Raw genomic sequence first — 18,744 nt, forward strand, 5'->3', positions numbered from 1 at the left:
ATGGAAAGAAGATTGTAACCGTTGCAAGAAACTTCCCGTCTAGTCAGCTATGTTCAAGCTGTGGCTACCGCAATCAAAACGTTAAAAATCTCGCCTTACGTGAATGGACCTGTAATGATTGTGGGAAACATCACGATCGAGACCTTAACGCAAGTATAAATATCAAAAACGAAGCCATAAGACTTCTAACCGTAGGTACTACGGGGCTAGCCTAATCAATAACTGGCGGTTACGCTGGTGTTCTTAGGAATCCCCCACTTCAAACAACCATAAGGTTGTTAAGTGGCGGGTAGTTCAAGAAACGAGGAACAACATTCTTTTTAAAAACAACGGTTTTTCTAATTGGAACTACAATACTTTTGTTGTCTGTGTTTTTCTTGCCTTGGTTAGCGAGTTATACCGCATCTATGTATCCTGAATTTGCTTATTTGCAATATCCAGTTTTAATAGGGATGTATGTAACAGCAATCCCATTTTTCTTTGCTCTATATCAAGCTCTAAAACTCTTAAACTATATTGATCATAGTAAAGCTTTCTCCGATCAATCTTTAGAGGCATTAAAAAATATAAAATACTGTGCAATTTTAATCAGTGGATTATATGTAATTGGGACTATTTTTCTTATATCGCAAAGCTCCCTCCACCCAAGTGTAGCAATTATCGGATTTGCAATTATATTTACTTCTGTTGTTATTGCGGTTTTTGCAGCGGTTCTTCAAAAGTTATTCAAAAATGCTTTAGTAATAAAGTCGGAAAATGATTTGACAGTCTGAGGTGAAGACAGTGGCAATTATAATCAATATTGACGTAATGTTAGCGAAAAGGAAAATGAGTGTAACAGAACTTTCCGAAAGAGTTGGAATAACGATGGCCAATATTTCCATTTTGAAAAATGGAAAAGCGAAAGCTATTCGATTATCAACTTTAGATGCAATTTGTGAGGTTTTAGAGTGTCAACCTGGTGATATTCTCGAATATCGAAGTGACGAGGAATCCGAATAAAATGTATGAGCGAAAAAATATAATAAAAATATAGCGACAGGTGATTTTATGGACATAAAGTTCTCATTTATTTTAAACACTGATCAACCAAAAGAAACGAAACCACAATATTCTGCTTACGACAATGGATTTATTGAAGGCGAGCTAAAGATAACGCTAAATGAAAAAGTTTTTTTCTCCGACCCATATATCAATCTTGCAGAGCTTGGAATACAATTAGGAAAATGGCTCCAACAAGTTCAAAAGGGGTACAAGGTGAATATGAATTATGAAACTATTGATCACGACGAAGTAATTCTCAACTTTCTCTATGAAGCTAATGACAATTGGCGTATTTTTTCAATCTGGCAAGAGTTTGAGTCTGAAGAATTCATTCCTACTACGAAATTAGTGAAAGTTGTTAAAGATTATTTAACTAGCTTAAACAATGAATTGCACGAAATAGACTACGTTGTAAAACTTGACAAGTACCTAAAATAAAATGAAATTTCATAAATGGGTTGAAATTTCACACAAAAACATTTTAACCAACACTAACGATTAAACATATGAACCAAAAATATTGAAGTTTATTACAGTGACGATCACCGCTATCCATATGGTTAATTCTGCAAAATGAACAAGGATTTCTTTTCGATTTGATGTATACTTCAATGTGAAAAATGCATAAATCATGAAATCAAACAACGCCCACCCGATAATAAACCATAAGAAAACATGAAATGAAAGGCTTGGACTCGCAGATGTCTTAATCAACAGTACAATCCATAGGAGTAAGCCTATTCCACCCATATACCAACTTATTTTCTTATGCAATGAATTAATGTGTCTGTTCGTAAAAATATCTTTAATGTTCATGTAAAGATTTTCTAATGATGATTTGTATTAGCGTAATAAAAAGAAAAATAGCTATTAAGATTAGGAAAGCTTTTACGAGTTCCATAACGCTCCTCCATTCAATCGAAGTTTTTAAATTAATTTCATGCCCCAATTAAACCTCGAAATCTTTTTCACTATATTTCATTATAAAGGAAAAAAATGTATTTTTAGTACTCTCAAAAAAGTTAATTTTAACTAATATTCAAATCTAGTACTTGTTCCTATACAATAGAATAAGGATTGATAAAGGATGGATGTTATGAACGCGCCTACAAAAAATCGAATCATCTCCGTTGATGCCATTCGAGGTTTTTCTTTATTCGGTATTTTAGTTGTTAATATACTTTCATTTCATTCGCCTCACTTCGTGTATGGGGGTAAGCAATCATTTTATGAAACGATGGCAACGAATGGAGAGATAGTTGATAGCAGTCTTATACTGACAGTGATTGACCTCTTTTTCCAAGCGAGCTTTTATCCATTATTCTCGCTCTTATTCGGCATCGGTTTATGGATCATGTATGAAAAAAGGGATTCCTTGGAAGCGAAGCGAATATTAATAAAGAGAATGTTTATTTTAATGGGGATCGGACTTTTGCATGGAATCTTTATTTGGTATGGGGACATTCTGTTTTCGTATAGTATTGTTGGATTGATTGCCATTCGTTTTCTGCAAGTTTCAATTAAAAAGTTATTGATTTGGGCAATAAGTTTATTAGCTGTTCCTACTATATTGTTCACATTGGCAGCTTATTCAGTTCGAGAGCAAATGGTAGTCGTTTATGAACATGAAATCAACAAAGCTACCGAAGCTTACCGAGGTACATATAGTGAAATTTTTCAACAAAATTTATCGGATTGGTTATTGATGGTTGATCCGATTCAACTACTGCTTACAGTCATGACGATTTTACCGATGTTTTTATTCGGAATCATAATAGGGCGTCTCCGGTTGTTTGATGATGTGAAGAAGTATAAGCAAATGATCTGGCGAATAATTGGAGTTACATTTGTTATTGCTGTCGTTTTTAAAGCTGGACCATATTTGTTTGAAAATAAAATGTGGTTGAATTTTATGCAAGATTCTATTGGAGGAAGTGCTTCAGCGATTTTCTATTTCTTTGCACTACTCATGCTTCTTACTTCGTTGCAGAAGACATCTATTCTTGTGAAGTTATTTTCGTCTGTAGGCAGGCTATCGTTATCGAATTATTTACTCCAAAGTATTATTGGGTTTTGGTTATTCTATGGAGTCGGTATGAATCTGTACGGCACACAGCCATTAAGTAAATTAATGTTGTTCGTAGTAATCATTTACTTCATTCAATTGGTAGTCAGCTATTTCTTTTTAAAAAAGTTTCGAATAGGCCCATTTGAATGGCTCTATCGTTCGTTGACATATGGCAAGATAATGGGATTTAAAGAGAAATAGAAAGGGGGAAACAGCAAGATGAAAAATCAATGGCTAGAAAAAGAATCAAAACGCTGGGTAGAAGAAGAAGTTATCGATTCGCAACAACGAAAAGCTATTCTGAATCTTTATCCAGCTAAGAACAATACATCGATTTTCTTCACGTTTGCCTTTATGTTATTTAGTTTAGCTGTATTGACCTTTCTTGCGTCCAATTGGACAGATATTTATCCATTAATCCGAACAACGTTATTACTAGGTTTTCTAATCGTCTTCTATTATTTAGGAACGAGATGGATTGAGGATGGCAAGCGATTAATTGGTGAAGTCAGTTACTTAATCGCTTTACTGTTATTTGGGTTTTCGATTTTCTTAATTGGTGAGATGTATCATTATCACTTTAATAGTATTTTTGCCTTCCTGGTTTGGAGTTTCGTTGCTTTGTTGCTCTACCTAAGTTACTCGAGTCGGTGGATATGGGCAGCAGGTGTTCTGATTATTGTTGTCGGCCAAATGGTTAACTTATTTGGTCTTCGTGAGTTCAGTTGGATTCTGTTTATCTTATTTGTATTAGCGTATGGACTCATTTTATATGCACGAAATATACGTTGGATGGCTATTGTATATAGCATCGCTTTCTTTATCCAAATTCTCGGTTTATCAGCTGAGAAGTTATCACTTGTTTGGGTGACGTTTTTCTTAATCTCATTATATTTTATCGGAAAACTTATCGGATCCACTGAGGTTGGTAAGGTGCTTCATTCTTTAGCTCCTGTTTATATGTTTTTGTTCGTCGTTTTTCACGTGTTGTTTATAAGTGGGGATTTTCAATTTTATGAAGAGCTTAATGTTGTCTATTTTGTCGTTCATATATTTTTAATGAGTTTAATCATCTTATATTTATATATGAAAAAAGAAATATTTTCGATTGTTCAGCTAGTCATTTTTATACCAACCTTTGTCATTCCTGAGGCCAGTGACTATGTGGCTTCGGTTGCATTGTTCATTTTCTCTGTGTCTCATTTGATGGAAGGGTTCAAATTTAAAAATCAACGTCATATGAACTTTGGAACTGCTACATTTTTAATCAGTACGTTCGTTGTTTATTCAAAGGTTGCATGGGGCTATTTAAGCCAATCATTATTTTTCTTAGTTGCAGGAGTTATTTTATTTGTGATCGGTTACTTGTTGAATCGACAACAAAAAATGTACATCGAAGAAGGGGGAGAGCGCAATGATTCGTAAAAAGTTATTGATGAGTCTTGTTGGCTTTCAAGTCCTCTTTTTAATCGGTATGGTATTGTCAGGATATGTAATAGAACAAGTAGGCGATACAATAACCTTACAAACAAAAGCGGAGCCTTATGATTATATCGTCTTTGAAGATGAGATTGTCTTGAATTTTACAGCAGAAGAAATTCGTCCAGAGAATTGGTTCATGTCAGGTGAGCCAGAATCGAATCAAGTCATTCATGTACTATTGACACCAAGTGATCAAGGTTATTACCAAGTGAAAGCTGCAAGCGATAAAAAAATGGATGCAGATAAAAATGAAGTCATTATAAAAGCACGATATTCATACAAAGATTATAAACAGAATCATATTGTGCGATTTGGTATTGATCATTACCGAACAGATACATCAAAGTTCGCGATTAATAGTTCACATCCGAGGTTTGACGTTGAAGTCGCTCTTTCCCCTTGGGGACAAAGTAAAGTATTGGATATAGAAGTCATCGATTAAAAAAATCAGTTAGGAACATATTGTTCACTAACTGATTTTCTTCGTTATAGCACTTCTTTAATCTTTTCAATTGCCCAATCTAAGTCTTCTTTTTCGATAATCAATGGAGGAGCGAACCGTATAACATTATCATGTGTTTCTTTACAGAGTAATCCTTTCTCCTTTAAAGCTTCGCAGTATGGTCTTGCAGATTCTGTCAGTTCAACACCGATAAAGAGTCCACGTCCGCGAATTTCTTTAATTTTTGGATCGTCGATTTCACGAAGTTTTTCCAACATGTAATTTCCAAGCTCTAAGGAACGTTCGGCTAATTTTTCTTCTTCCAATACTTCTAATGAAGCGATGGATACTGCTGAAGCTAATGGGTTTCCACCGAAAGTCGATCCGTGTGATCCCGGATTAAAAACGCCTAAGATCTCTTTGTTGGCAACGATACAGGAGATAGGGAAAACACCACCACCAAGTGCTTTTCCTAGAATCAATACATCAGGCTCAACATTCTCCCAGTCACAAGCGAACATCTTACCGCTTCTCGCAAGGCCCGCTTGGATTTCATCAGCCATGTAAAGGACATTGTTTTCTTTACAAACTTCATAAGCTTCTTTTAAATAACCTTCTTCAGGAATATTAATTCCAGCTTCTCCTTGAATCGGTTCAAATAAAAATGCAGCTGTATTTTCTGTAATTGCATTTTTCAGTGCGTCGATATCGCCGTAAGGAATTACTTTAATTCCCGGTAGCAACGGTCCATAGCCGCGCTGGTATTCTTCTTCGGACGATAAAGAAATAGCTAACATCGTGCGGCCGTGGAAGTTACCTTCACAAACGATGATCTCCGCTTGGTTATCGGCGACTCCTTTTACATCATAAGCCCAACGTCTTGCTGCTTTGACAGCAGTCTCAACTGCTTCAGCTCCTGTGTTCATCGGTAAAGCCATATCTTTGTTCGTCAACTTACAGATTTTTTCATACCATGGACCTAATTGATCGTTATGAAACGCACGGGAAGTGAGTGTGATTCGGTCCGCTTGATCCTTCAATGCTTGAATGATCTTTGGGTGCCGATGGCCTTGGTTAACAGCTGAGTATGCACTAAGCATGTCCAAGTATCGATTTCCTTCAGGATCTTCTACCCAAATGCCTTCTCCTTTTGAGATAACAATTGGAAGTGGGTTATAGTTACGTGCACCGTATTGATCGGTTTGTTCAATAATTTGTTCTGTTTTTGTACCCATTAAAATCGCCTCCGTTACCTGTATTCTGTTCCAACTTTCATTATAACGTGAATGGTTATCTCTGTGAACTATTCCCCTGGAAACCCTTACAACCATTCTGCGTTAAGTGATTTTATTCCTATGTACAGTTTTTTCTATGAAACAGGAAATATTCTGCTGATTAGTATATCTGTATAAAATGTTTAAAAGTTGTCAATCAAATGATCACATGGAATAATGAGAGATGGTAGGATAGTATAGAGAGGAGGACGATAGAAAATGACCCATTTACACATTACTACGTGGGCTGTCGGAATTATTTTATTTTTTGTTGTACTTGCATTTATGGGTAAAGAAGGTAAAGAAAAAGTCGCAAAGATTACCCATATGGTACTTCGACTATTCTATGTTCTTATTTTGCTGACAGGTTTAGAATTGTTCTTCCGATTCTATATCGGTGCACCATGGTCAGAGACTACAGAAGCCTTGGTTAAATCGGTCGGTGGTGTTTGGATTATCGCAGCAATGGAAATGATCTTGATCCGTGGCAAAAAAGGGAAGTCTACGTTCAGTGGCTGGCTTCAGTTTGCCATCGCATTGATTTTAACAATTGCTTTAGGATTTGGACGTTTACCGATGGGTATTTTGCCATAACGTGTTTGAAAAGCCTCTTATATGAGGCTTTTCTAATGGTTGATAGTGACAAATCTGGGAATGGTACTTCTACGAAATTTACATAAAAAGTGGTGAGAGAAATGGTTAAACGATTAATTTATGGGGCGTTCATCTCATTTATGATAATTACGGGACTGCAGGTAGCTCCACTATCCGCAGAAGAAGACTCGTCTCATTTTTATTATTATATATTAGTCGATCGCTTTGAAAATGGAACAACTGAAAATGACACAGACAAAATTGATCGGGATTCTACAGCTGGCTTTTATGGCGGTGACTATCAAGGGATTCAAAAAAACATTGATCATTTGAAAACGATCGGTGTAACAGAAGTTATTCTTTCGCCAATCGTTGAGTCAGAAGATTATTTAGGTCAACAAGTTAAGTCATTTGAGCAACTTCAAGAAACATATGGAAGTGAAGAGGAATTGAAGCAACTCGTTGATCAGTTACATGAAGCTGGTATCGATGTGTTGGTCCATGTTCCATTGCAACAAGTGAGTGCAACGTCGGATTTGGTAGGCCGGGATTGGATTCAAGCAGATGGTGAGATTGATTTCAATAACGAGTCTGCAGTGGAGTATATTTCAGATCGACTAAATGATTGGATAGAGCAATTTCAGTTCGATGGTTATTACATTGAAAATGCAGATCAGTTACCTACAGAATCACTTGACTCGTTAACGAATCAAGTGGAAGGACTTTGGCTAGGTGGCATGTCGAATGAAACGACTTTAGAAAACGGTGTAGACATCTTCGACCAGGTCGTGCGATTCGGTAATCATGAAGAAACGTTCTCAAACTTTACTGGCTATGAGGCAGATTTCACTTCATTGTTGAATCAACCGTTATTCCAGTCGAATGATGTTGCTCACTACATTGACTTTAAGCACACTGACCGTTTCACACGAGCATTGGAGCCGACAGGGAATCACCCGGTAACTCGGTGGAAATTAGCGTTGACCTATTTATTCACAGTACCGAATGATCCGATAGTATTCCAAGGTACTGAAATACCGATGGATGGATCGATTGATGACCTCTCTACACATAAAATGATCAATTTCCTTGCCGGTGATGATCAAGTATCACGTCACGTTGAGAAACTATCAAGTATGCGAGAGGAATACGAATCGTTACGTTCTGGAGAGATGAAAATTCTCCACGATGAAGATGGTTTTCTCGCTTTTGAACGTATTTTAGACGATGAAAAAGTTTATGTGTTAATTAACACGACAGAAACTTCTCAGCATATCAATTTAACGGATATTGAATCAGGGAAAGAACTGCAAGGTTTGTTAATTAATGATCTCGTACGAGAAGGGGACGATGGAGAGTACCGGATTGCAACAGACAGAGAATCCGCGAACATCTTTGTCGTTAAAGATAATAGTGGGATCTATTGGCCAATAACACTTGTATTTGTCGGTGTTATGGGAGCCTTTATTTTCTTCGCGATCACAATGTATCGTAAACAGCGACATAAAAATATTTAACATAGACAACACGGGAATTCGCTAAACATTAGCGGATTTCCGTGTTTTTATATAGTTACTTCTTATAGGGCAAAAGGGGTGTTCATGATGATGCACGGCTATGATATGGGGAGTTTTTTTGGTTGGGGATTTCTTCAATTAATTCTCATCATTCTATTAATTACTTTTCTTTTTTGGGTTTTTAATAAAAGTAATGAATCGAAGACGAATTCATCAGAAGATCAATCGATCAAAATACTGAATGAACGATTGGCTAGAGGTGAAATTACTGTAGACGAGTATGATCGTTTAAAAAGGAAAATTAACAGTTGAATAGAGTAACAAGTTGTAAATCAGGTTTTCCATACTTGATCAGCGCTCTCAAGGACGGAAGCATAAAAAATGGTGACTTTTCGTACTTGATCAGCGCTCTCAACAACGGAAGCGCGAGAAAAAGGTCGCCTTCCGTACTCGATAAGAGCCCTCAACAACGGAAGGATCAGAAATCGTAAGCCTTTCGTATTCGAGAGGCGCTCTCCTCCTATACGAATTTTCAGCTTTAATTCTTGCTCCCTCGGATGTACAGCACCCTTTATAGCACTTTTCGTTAACTTTCTTCGGCACTTCAGTGGTATTGATTTCGCTCACCTAACTATTCAAAGTATGTTTAATTAAAAAAATTGTTTCAATATACCTATATAGGGTATGCTAATAGTAAAATATACTCTAGGGGGGTAAAAAGTGAGCGAACATCATAACAATAACAATCATAAGTCACATAAAGAAAATCATCATTCAAGTCACCATGAATCTCACGAACAAAAGGGTCATGACTCACACGGAGACCATGAAGGCCATGGTACACATGAAAGTCACGAAGGTCATGGTTCACATGTAGACCATGAAGGCCAAGGCTCACATGGAGGTCATGGAGGTCATGAAGGTCATGACCACGGAGATATGATTATAGAATTTCGCAACAAGTTTTTCACTATACTCGTAGTGACAATTCCAATCATGCTTCTATCTCCGATGATCCAAAGTTTCATGGGAGTGGATTGGCGTTTTTCGGGTGACCTTTACATTGTAGCTGTATTGTCAACATTCGTTTATTTTTACGGTGGATGGCCTTTTCTGAAAGGTGCTGTCGATGAACTGAAAGAAAAAGAACCCGGCATGATGACATTGATCGGGACAGCGATATCAATTGCATTCTTTTACAGTATAGCAGTCGTGTTCGGTTTTAATGGCGAACAAATTTTTTGGGAATTGGCGACATTGGTTCTCATTATGCTTCTTGGCCATTGGATTGAAATGCGTTCAATCAGTAATGCATCAAAAGCTTTGGAATCATTGGCCTCACTCATGCCAAACACTGCCAATCGAATCAAAGAGAATAGTGATGAAATAGAAGAAGTAAATATTGATGAAATTCAGGCGGGAGATTTATTGCTTGTCAAACCCGGTGAGAAGATACCATTAGATGCAATAATTGTAAAAGGAACATCTCAAATAGATGAGTCAATGTTGACAGGCGAATCGGTCCCTACAGAAAAAACGGTTGATGACGAAGTAATTGGTGGTTCGATTAATAGAGAAGGTTCTCTTACAATCAAAGTCGAAAAATTGATGGATGAATCTTATTTAAACCAAGTCATTGAAATGGTTAAAGAATCACAAGAAACGAAGTCGAAAACACAAGATATCACAAATCGGGCGGCTAAATGGTTATTCTATATTGCTTTAGCTGCAGGTATTATCACCTTTATTGTTTGGATCAGCATTGGTGCGGATATTGATACAGCCATTCAGAGAACCGTGACGGTTATGGTTATTACGTGTCCACATGCTTTAGGATTAGCAGCACCGCTCGTAGTAGCAGTCTCTACGGCTTTATCAGCTAAACATGGTTTGTTAATCAGAAACAGACCACAATTTGAACAAGCACGAAACATTGATGCCGTTATTTTTGATAAAACAGGTACGTTAACGGAAGGAAAGTTCGGCGTCACGGATATTCAATCCTATAGCGATATGAAGGAAGAAGAGGTACTAAGTTATGCGGCAACAATTGAAAATGATTCCGAACACCCAATTGCGTCAGGTATTATTAATGAAGCATCAGAACGAAATTTATCACTTCATGAGTTGACTGATTTCAACTCGATCACAGGTGTCGGAATTGAAGGGACGATTAACGATAAAAATGTGAAAGTCGTCAGCCCAGGATATATTACAAAACAAGGCTTCAATTTCGATGATGAAAACTTTAATAAATGGTCTGAACAAGGAAAAACAGTAGTATTTCTAATCGTCGATGATGAATTAAAAGGTGCTATAGCACTAGCGGATCAAGTGAAAGAAAGTTCTAAAGAAACGATCGCAGCGTTACACAAAAGGAATATTAAAGCGATTATGTTGACAGGCGATCATCAAAAGGTAGCCAATTATGTTGCAAAAGAAATTGGCATCGATGAGGTATACGCTGAAGTATTGCCAGACCAAAAAGCTGAGAAAGTTGAAGAAATTCAGCAACGTGGTTTAGTTGTCGCCATGACGGGTGATGGCATTAATGATGCACCTGCACTGACAAAGGCGGATGTCGGTATAGCAGTGGGTGCAGGCACTGATATTGCGATGGATAGTGCTGACATCGTTCTCGTCGACAGTAATCCGAAAGATATTCTAGCGATATTCAGCCTATCTAAACGGACATTTAATAAATTGGTTCAAAACTTGATATGGGCAACTGGGTATAACATTTTTGCTATTCCATTGGCAGCAGGTGTTCTAGCCCCATGGGGAATTATTCTAAGTCCAGCTGTCGGTGCCATATTGATGAGTTTAAGTACAATCATCGTAGCCATCAACGCACAGTTATTGCATCGGTTTGAGATGGAGTGATGAGAAAAGCGTTTTGGGTGCAATAAATGGTTATAAAAAAACTGAAATTCGATTTCTCTAGTCGAATTTCAGTTTTTATTTGTGATTTAATATTTATTGTCTATAAGATTTATAAAATAATTTCTAATTTCGAGTCTCATTCAAGAAAAACAATGCAATGGTTCCTGGACCTGAATGCGCACCAATTACGGCCCCGACGTCTGTAATAATAATATCTATCGGGTTTACTTCTTGACGTAGTAAATCAGCTAGTTTTTCTGCTGTTTCCAAATCGTCTCCGTGTGTAATGGCCAGTGTTTGATTTTCAAAGTCTTGTCCACGTTCTTTGGCCAATTCGATCATGCGGTTTAACACTCGCTTAGAACCACGGATTTTTTCAAGCGGGACGAGCTTCCCGTCTTCTACATGAAGTAGAGGCTTGATGTTGAGTAGTCCGCCGACGAAAGCTTGAGTTTTACTGACACGGCCGCCACGCTGTAAGTATTCCAACTTATCAACAGTAAAAATATGCTCCATATGCTTAACATAAAAGTTGGCTAAGTCGAGTAAGTCTTGAACAGTTGCCCCATCTTTAGCTGCCTTCGCTACGTGATAAGCGATCAAGCCGTATCCCATTGAAGCAGCACGAGTATCAATTAAGTAAACCTCATTATCTGGGAACTCTTCATCCAACTGTTGCTTGGCGATGACTGCACTTTGATATGTACCTGATAACTCTGAAGAGAATCCAATATAAATGACTGGTTTATTTTGTTCACTATGTTTCTTGAAAACTTCATAAAAAGCTTCTGGTGAACCTTGAGAAGTCTTCGGTGTTGCTCCTTCACGCATGGCATCGTAAACTGTTTTAGGGTCGATTGTAATATTGTCGAGATACTCTTCACCATTTAGATGAACAGCTAACGGCACCATTTCTAACGACAATTCTTCGTAATATTTTTTCGGTAAATCTGCCGCTGAGTCAATGACAACTTGAACGTTCATAGGTTTCCTCCTAGAAATTTCATTCTATTGCTATTATACTTTAGTTTAATGGTCTATTGAAAAAACGTCAATGTCATAATGAAAGGGAGGTCCCGCATGTTTTTCTTTGAAGCAAAGCGATTTGTCATCGTTATACTAGGTGCATTACTAAACGCAATGGCTCTAAATTTTTTCTTAATTCAAGCTCACGTATATGCAAGCGGCTTTACAGGGATTGCCCAGTTATCAGCTAGCTTCGCGCAAGATTTTATGGGTGTCAATATTAGTACAGGTATTTTACTAGCTTTATTAAATATCCCCGTCATTCTTTTAGGGTGGTTTAAAGTTGGCAAAGGATTTACAATCTACAGCATTATCTCTGTTGCTTTTACTACAATTTTCTTGGAAACAATCCCATTTGTTACGTTTTCAGAAGAAATATTACTGAATGCGGTATTTGGTGGTTTGTTATCTGGTATTGGTGTTGGAATCAGCCTCAAGTGGGGGGCTTCTACAGGTGGAATGGATATTATTGCGATGGTCTTATCCCGTATCAAAGATCGCCCAATTGGTATTTATTTCCTGGTTATGAATGCAATGATTATCTTTTTCGCTGGTTGGTTATATGATCCAGAAAAAGCGTTATTTACTTTAGTGACACTATATGTAACGACACGAGTAATCGATGCACTTCATACGCGTCATAATAAGTTGACGGCTATGATTGTCTCAACAAAAGGGGATATGCTTACTAAAGCGATTCACTCTCGAATGGTACGAGGAATTACTCGTATCCCAGCAAAAGGTGCTTTTACTGGTGAAGATCGTGAAATGTTATTTATGGTTATCACGCGGTATGAATTATATGATCTTGAACAAATAGTAAAAGATACAGACCCTAATGCTTTTGTGAATATCGTTCAAACGACAGGTGTGTTCGGATTTTTCCGTAAAGATGAGGATTAACTGTAACTATTTATTGATTGTTTCCGACTAATCCTGTAAACGAAACCAATGAGGTGTTGTAGTGAGAAGAATCGGGCTGCTAATACTGTTATCGTTATTATTGGCTTCATGCGGTGCTTCTGACGAAAGTGGGAATGAACCAAATGTTAACGATCAAGGAGACTTTGAAGTGAAATCATTATCCTTCGATGTAGATGTTAAAGCGAAAGATAATGTCGCTGTTTTTGAAATAAATCTTAGCAATGATTCTGAAAAACCTGTTCAGCTAACATTTTCTTCTGGACAGCAATATGAGATTGTAATTAACGAATCAAGTGGTGAAAAGGTGTATAAGTTTTCAGAAGGTCGAATGTTTACACAAGCAATTATAGAAGAAGAGATTGCTGCTGGTGATGAACTTTCTTTTGAACAAGAGTGGGACTATACATCAGATGGAAAACGAGTTGAATCAGGAGAGTATGAGGCGACAGTGAAGATTACAGCACAAACCGTAAATGGAGAGAAGGTTGAACCAGATGCTTTTGTGCAAAAAGTCTCTGTTTCCGTACCTGAGTCATCGGACGAGAATAGGTCAGAAAAGGAAAAAGAATCTAAGGAAGATAATCAAGAGAAGGATTCATCTGAATCAGCAGAACCGAATCGAATTGAGCATGACAACATTCGAAACATCGTCGTACAAGGTGAACAAGGAAATTATACTATTAAAGGTGAAACGAATCTTGATTCTGAGATTGCGTACTCTGTAGAGGACGGTCATTATATTTTAGTAGAAGAGCAAAGGGTTGAGCTACAAGGTGATGAAAAGTGGCAGCCATTTGAGATTTCTACAGAAATAAAGAAGGAAAACCTACCTCATGCCGGTGTGCTAACACTCGTTTTTTCATGGGAGCAAGCAGGGGAGAAGAAGTATCATTCAATTTTGTTAGAAGGCTTTAATAACTAATGAAAAAGCTGGCAACGGAGTAATCCATTGCCAGCTCACTTATGTTTTGAATTGTTAATTTAAGCTTAAGTTCGGTTGATTGATGAATTAACCGACCAACTTAAACGACTTAATAACCGTAATTTTCAATAACGCGTTCTACTTCTGGTACCAGTTCGTCCCATTCAGCGTCGATGCGCTTGTTAATCGTAATGAAATTTTGATAACCAAACACATTATCAACACCTGAAAGATGCATCAAATCATTCATGATATCATATTCACTTGTCTCACCTGGCATTACTGAGATACTATCGTCACCTTCAAAAATCATTTTGTCGACGGTAAATTTCATTGCATTTGGATTTGGTGTGGATTCAACGATTACAGCCATTATAACTACCTCCTAATAATCTCTGTATACATATTAGCACGAATCTGTCTTTGACAAAAGTTTTATATTTATATAGGAGGCAGGCTCTTTTCTTTTGATAAAGCCTTTTTAAATAACTATACAACGTAGTAAGGGGGAAATAAAATGAAGCAGTGGATTGTATCTATTTCAGTAGGAAGCTTTTCTGCTATTCTCATGGGCCTTTACTTCTACTTAATCGAACAGTTTACAGGAAAACAATTATATACATTATTGATGAATATAGATTTTTTGGTCACGTTTGAGAGAGATACTATATGGATTGCAGCATTTGAATTTTTTCTTCATACACTTGTCGCGATCGTGCTCGTACGTATTTATTTATGGATTATTGATCTAAAGAGAATCACTTTGAAAGATAAGCGAATGGAATGGGCGGCAATACTAGCATTTGTAGCTTTTTTATCATACTTTCCATTAACAACGATTGCAAAAACGGACACACCTGCGATAACCGACTTAGCTGCCATTTTTGATTGGTTCCTTGGCCATGCCATTTTCTTCTTTGTCCTTTACTATGGTGTGGAAAAGTATTGATGAAAAATGAACGTTCTATTCAGAGATAGAGCATCATTTTGCCTGGCTATCTTAGATTAGAAGATTTCTCCCAACAAAAAAAGCACCGACCGAAGTCAGTGCTTACTCATTTGTTTAGTCTCTTACCCTAAACGCTCAACATCCAAATATTGATCGTATTGTTCCAATAGTTGCTTCGTAATTGGACCCGGCTGTCCTCCGTTCACTTTCTCATTATCAATTTCGACAATTGGTGTCACTTCAGAAGTCGTTGAAGTAAGAAAGACCTCATCGGCTTCCAACACTTCTTTGACAGAATATACTCGTTCAACAAATTCGATCCCTAATTTTTCAGCTAAAAATTGAATGTACTTTCTCGTAATGCCGTGTAAGATCAAATTGTTTTTAGGATGAGTGATTAAATTTCCGTCTTTAACAATGAAGATGTTCGTGGAAGAGCCTTCCGTCACGTGATCTTCATCACGATATAAGATGGCTTCATATGCTCCTGAATCTTTCGCTTTTTGTTTCGCTAAAATATTACCCATTAAATTTAGACTTTTAATATCACAACGGAGCCAACGAATATCTTGTTCCAGAATAGCTTTCACACCATTTTTCTGTTGATCGATTGGTTTTTTCAATGGTAGCGGATAAGCGAAGATCGTTGCTTTTGCTTCAGCAGGGAACAAGTGATTGCGAGGTGCGATGCCACGACTGATTTGAATATACAGTCCACCGTCTTCAACTGAATTTTTCTCAGCTAATTCGATTAGTTTTTCTTTCATTTGATGTTCTTTAAGGTCGACATCAATTTGGGCTTCATTCAAGCTATACTGAAGTCTTGTTAAATGGTCTTCCAGTAAAAAGAATTTTCCATCATAAATTCGAATGACTTCATAAACTCCATCTCCGAATTGAAAACCTCTGTCTTCCATGTCGATTACAGCTTCATTTCGTTCAATAAACGTATCGTTTTTTAAAATAATCATGTTGTCACTCCTTCGTATAATACCATATTCCACTTTACACTAATCGTAAATTAGATGAACAGAAAAATCTCAAACCTTCCATTATTCATTATTTCACAAAAGATAAAAATAAAGCTATAAATTGCTCAATATTTAAATAAAAAAACACTGATTAACCCATTAAAGGTCCAATCAGTGTTTTTACTAAGCTATACAATTCGTTTTCGAATGTACGAACTTGTATAGTCGATAATGGTAACGACAACGATGATGACGAGTAAGATCATACCCATATCGCTCCAGTTACGAGATGACTGAGCAAAGAATATCATTGTACCGATACCACCTGCGCCAACATAACCTAAAATGGTTGATGCCCGGACATCGACTTCAAACCGGTAAATCGCATAGGATAAAAATTCAGGTATAATCTGTGGGAAAATACCGTGAAACATAATCTGAAGACCATTCGATCCATTTGCCTTCATAGCTTCCACAACGTTCATATCAATTGATTCCAATACTTCGGAATATAGTTTACCTAACATACCTGTTGAACCAATTGCGATGGCTAAAATACCAGCAAATGGTGTTGGACCAACGACGACAACGAATAAAATCGCTAAAATAATTTCAGGGAAAGCACGTACAGCACTTAAAATCCATTTACCGATTGTCGTTATAATTCTACTGTTCGTAATATTATGGGCTGCAAGGAACCCTAAAGGAATTGCAAGGATTGCAGCGGCCAACGAACCGACATACGCGATAAAGATGGTTTCAATCATCATTTCAATTACTTCACCAGCCATATCCCAGTTCGGACTGAATAGTCGAGGGAGGACACGGCTAAAGTTTGCAGAAGCACGTTCGATGACCCTTCCAAAATCGATATTAATGGAAGCGAACGTCCATATATATATAGCCACTACTGCTAGTGCAATGGCGATTCTTTTAATCCGTTTAGAAGTTGGTATTTGTTTTTTTGGTGGTTGTTCAAGTGCCATTATATAATCGCCTCCCTAATTTTACCGCTGATATATTCAATCACGACAACAACGGCAAAGATAATTAGGATAATCATCATGACAGCATCATAGTTATAGAAGCTGAATTGCTGCATGAGAAGGTTTCCAATACCTCCAGCACCAACTAAACCAATAACAACAGATGCCCGGATGTTAATCTCAAATACGTATAGTGAAAATGAAGTGAACTGCGGCAATACTTGCGGGACCACCGCGAAAGCGATTGCTTGAACAGAACTCGCACCTGAGGCACGCATCGCTTCAAAGGAATCCATATCGATTGATTCAACCGTTTCACTAATTAACTTCGCTAAAATTCCTAAAGAGAAAACAAAAAGTGCAACAATACCACCAAATACCCCAATTCCGAAAAGACCTACGAAAATAACAGCTAATACAACATCAGGAATGGTACGTAATATATTTAAAATAAAACGAGTAATATTATAGACAAATAGATTAGTCGCCAAATTTCGCGCAGCTAGCAAACTAACTGGAATAACTACGATTGTTGCGAATGTTGATGCGATAATTGCCATATGAATCGTTTCGATTAACCGGTCCATAGCTAAGTTGACGATTCCAGGATCTGGTGGAAATAATTTAACAAAAATTTGGTTCATGTTTGATAGACCACTGATTAAAGCTTGCAAATCAACACCGGTTTGCATTGAACTAAAGAACAAAAGCCCGATGATCAGGAAAAAGATTAATGTAATCTTTCCTTTCACACGCCAAGGAGAAAGCATCGGTGCATAGCGATCTTCCTGAATGGACGGTTTATTCATTTGCTTCACCATCTTCTTCAACGCTACCTCGTAAATCATCCTCACGAATGGAGCGGCCGTAAATTTCTTCAAATGTTTCTTCACTTACTTCAGACACTGGACCATCAAAAACGACTTCCCCAGCTCTCATACCGATAATCCGGTCAGCATATTCCATAGCCATATCGATGAAGTGAAGGTTAACAATGGTTGTAATACCATCTTCTTGATTAATTTTTTTCAAATACTTCATCACTTGGTGCGATGTGGGTGGATCGAGTGATGCGACTGGCTCGTCGGCAAGTATGTAATCAGGTTTTTGTGTCAATACACGAGCGATGCTTACACGTTGTTGCTGTCCACCACTAAGCTGATCGGCACGGTTATAAAGTTTTTCCTCAATGTTTACACGCTTTAGATTTTGATATGCAAGCGCTTTATCTTCCTTGCTGAAAAGGTTGAAAATGGAACGGAATGTTCCAGTATGACCTAATCGTCCAGCAAGAACATTTTTAAAAACACTGGAACGTTTTACTAGATTATAATTTTGGAAGATCATACCGACTTTTGTACGTAGGCTTCGTAATTTACTACCTTTGTAACCAAGTATGTCCTCATCATCGATTAGCAACTCACCATCTGTCGGTGTAACCAATCGGTTAATACTCCGAATGAACGTTGACTTTCCAGCTCCAGAAAGGCCGACGATAACAACAAATTCTCCGTCATTGATTGTGACATTGACGTCTTTTAAACCTTGTGTTCCATTGGGGTAAACCAAGGATAAGTCTTTGAATTGGATCATTGTTTTTTCACCTCAAGATTTTTATGTATCTTTCCTGAATTTATGTATAAATATAGGGAAAGAGGGAGG

Annotated in this window: 22 protein-coding genes; 14 read left to right on the forward strand and 8 right to left on the reverse strand. The window is 37.4% G+C overall.

Translation table 11 applies throughout. The features are described 5' to 3' along the window. From KC820_RS10595 to KC820_RS10610, 4 genes are all read left to right on the forward strand, one after another. The coding region (locus KC820_RS10595) for a zinc ribbon domain-containing protein (RefSeq protein WP_212370911.1) at positions 1-215 on the forward strand (215 nt) is incomplete at its 5' end. 126 nt (positions 216-341) lie between these two features. Further along, positions 342-773: a DUF2975 domain-containing protein gene (locus KC820_RS10600; protein WP_212370986.1), complete on the forward strand. Its 432-nt coding sequence runs from the start codon at positions 342-344 to the stop codon at positions 771-773. A 10-nt stretch (positions 774-783) separates the two neighbouring features. Next, on the forward strand, positions 784-1,002 hold the full coding sequence (locus KC820_RS10605) for a helix-turn-helix domain-containing protein (protein ID WP_144163709.1): 219 nt from the start codon (positions 784-786) through the stop codon (positions 1,000-1,002). Positions 1,003-1,050: 48 nt separating this feature from the next. Continuing rightward, positions 1,051-1,482, forward strand: a complete 432-nt coding sequence (locus tag KC820_RS10610) for a DUF7878 domain-containing protein (protein ID WP_212370920.1) — start codon at positions 1,051-1,053, stop codon at positions 1,480-1,482. Between the two features lie 60 nt (positions 1,483-1,542). Here the strand turns inward: KC820_RS10610 and KC820_RS10615 are convergent, their stop codons facing one another. Beyond that, entirely contained in the window at positions 1,543-1,860 is a 318-nt protein-coding gene (locus tag KC820_RS10615) for a DUF4181 domain-containing protein (RefSeq protein ID WP_212370922.1), read from the reverse strand. A 280-nt stretch (positions 1,861-2,140) separates the two neighbouring features. On the opposite strand from KC820_RS10615, the gene KC820_RS10620 reads away from it, so the two are divergent. From KC820_RS10620 to KC820_RS10630, 3 genes are read left to right on the forward strand one after another with little or no spacing between them, the layout of a single operon-like run. Beyond that, a complete protein-coding gene (locus KC820_RS10620; RefSeq protein ID WP_212370924.1) occupies positions 2,141-3,313 on the forward strand; it encodes a DUF418 domain-containing protein in 1,173 nt (390 codons plus the stop codon). An 18-nt stretch (positions 3,314-3,331) separates the two neighbouring features. After that, a complete protein-coding gene (locus KC820_RS10625; protein WP_212370932.1) occupies positions 3,332-4,537 on the forward strand; it encodes a DUF2157 domain-containing protein in 1,206 nt (401 codons plus the stop codon). Then, positions 4,527-5,036, forward strand: a complete 510-nt coding sequence (locus KC820_RS10630; protein ID WP_212370934.1) for a GDYXXLXY domain-containing protein — start codon at positions 4,527-4,529, stop codon at positions 5,034-5,036. Before KC820_RS10625 ends, KC820_RS10630 begins: the two co-directional genes overlap by 11 nt. Before the next feature lie 44 nt (positions 5,037-5,080). Here KC820_RS10630 and KC820_RS10635 read toward each other — a convergent pair whose 3' ends face one another. After that, on the reverse strand, positions 5,081-6,271 hold the full coding sequence (locus KC820_RS10635; protein ID WP_212370936.1) for an ornithine--oxo-acid transaminase: 1,191 nt from the start codon (positions 6,269-6,271) through the stop codon (positions 5,081-5,083). Between the two features lie 258 nt (positions 6,272-6,529). On the opposite strand from KC820_RS10635, the gene KC820_RS10640 reads away from it, so the two are divergent. The 4 genes from KC820_RS10640 (at position 6,530) to KC820_RS10655 (ending at position 11,304) form a co-directional block, all read left to right on the forward strand. Next, a complete protein-coding gene (locus tag KC820_RS10640) occupies positions 6,530-6,904 on the forward strand; it encodes a YisL family protein (RefSeq protein ID WP_212370938.1) in 375 nt (124 codons plus the stop codon). A 101-nt stretch (positions 6,905-7,005) separates the two neighbouring features. Further along, a complete protein-coding gene (locus KC820_RS10645; protein ID WP_212370940.1) occupies positions 7,006-8,421 on the forward strand; it encodes an alpha-amylase family glycosyl hydrolase in 1,416 nt (471 codons plus the stop codon). Positions 8,422-8,508: 87 nt separating this feature from the next. Then, positions 8,509-8,733, forward strand: a complete 225-nt coding sequence (locus KC820_RS10650) for an SHOCT domain-containing protein (RefSeq protein WP_212370942.1) — start codon at positions 8,509-8,511, stop codon at positions 8,731-8,733. 699 nt (positions 8,734-9,432) lie between these two features. After that, positions 9,433-11,304, forward strand: coding sequence for a copper-translocating P-type ATPase (locus KC820_RS10655; protein ID WP_377862732.1), 1,872 nt, complete (start codon positions 9,433-9,435; stop codon positions 11,302-11,304). A 123-nt stretch (positions 11,305-11,427) separates the two neighbouring features. Here KC820_RS10655 and KC820_RS10660 read toward each other — a convergent pair whose 3' ends face one another. Then, positions 11,428-12,288: a DegV family protein gene (locus KC820_RS10660; protein ID WP_212370945.1), complete on the reverse strand. Its 861-nt coding sequence runs from the start codon at positions 12,286-12,288 to the stop codon at positions 11,428-11,430. Between the two features lie 96 nt (positions 12,289-12,384). Between KC820_RS10660 and KC820_RS10665 the strand changes: the two genes are divergently transcribed. Continuing rightward, positions 12,385-13,233: a YitT family protein gene (locus KC820_RS10665; RefSeq protein ID WP_144088615.1), complete on the forward strand. Its 849-nt coding sequence runs from the start codon at positions 12,385-12,387 to the stop codon at positions 13,231-13,233. Positions 13,234-13,294: 61 nt separating this feature from the next. Then, positions 13,295-14,176, forward strand: coding sequence for a BsuPI-related putative proteinase inhibitor (locus KC820_RS10670; protein WP_144088614.1), 882 nt, complete (start codon positions 13,295-13,297; stop codon positions 14,174-14,176). A 109-nt stretch (positions 14,177-14,285) separates the two neighbouring features. Here KC820_RS10670 and KC820_RS10675 read toward each other — a convergent pair whose 3' ends face one another. Beyond that, positions 14,286-14,549: a NifU N-terminal domain-containing protein gene (locus KC820_RS10675; RefSeq protein ID WP_144088613.1), complete on the reverse strand. Its 264-nt coding sequence runs from the start codon at positions 14,547-14,549 to the stop codon at positions 14,286-14,288. 144 nt (positions 14,550-14,693) lie between these two features. Between KC820_RS10675 and KC820_RS10680 the strand changes: the two genes are divergently transcribed. Beyond that, complete coding sequence (locus tag KC820_RS10680; RefSeq protein WP_212370947.1) at positions 14,694-15,125, forward strand: hypothetical protein; 432 nt, start codon at positions 14,694-14,696, stop codon at positions 15,123-15,125. Positions 15,126-15,247: 122 nt separating this feature from the next. Here KC820_RS10680 and dat read toward each other — a convergent pair whose 3' ends face one another. From dat to phnC, 4 genes are all read right to left on the reverse strand, one after another. After that, positions 15,248-16,096: a D-amino-acid transaminase gene (dat, locus tag KC820_RS10685; protein WP_212370949.1), complete on the reverse strand. Its 849-nt coding sequence runs from the start codon at positions 16,094-16,096 to the stop codon at positions 15,248-15,250. Between the two features lie 188 nt (positions 16,097-16,284). Further along, a complete protein-coding gene (gene phnE / locus KC820_RS10690) occupies positions 16,285-17,082 on the reverse strand; it encodes a phosphonate ABC transporter, permease protein PhnE (protein WP_212370951.1) in 798 nt (265 codons plus the stop codon). Then, positions 17,082-17,903, reverse strand: coding sequence for a phosphonate ABC transporter, permease protein PhnE (gene phnE / locus KC820_RS10695; protein WP_144088631.1), 822 nt, complete (start codon positions 17,901-17,903; stop codon positions 17,082-17,084). Before phnE (KC820_RS10695) ends, phnE (KC820_RS10690) begins: the two co-directional genes overlap by 1 nt. Then, positions 17,884-18,675, reverse strand: a complete 792-nt coding sequence (phnC, locus tag KC820_RS10700; RefSeq protein ID WP_144088609.1) for a phosphonate ABC transporter ATP-binding protein — start codon at positions 18,673-18,675, stop codon at positions 17,884-17,886. The genes phnE (KC820_RS10695) and phnC overlap by 20 nt, the downstream gene beginning before the upstream one ends. Positions 18,676-18,744: the final 69 nt, after the last annotated feature.

Origin of the sequence: Allobacillus saliphilus (assembly GCF_018138385.1) — a bacterium.
In the GTDB taxonomy this organism is placed as follows: Bacteria; Bacillota; Bacilli; order Bacillales; family Alkalibacillaceae; genus Allobacillus; species Allobacillus saliphilus.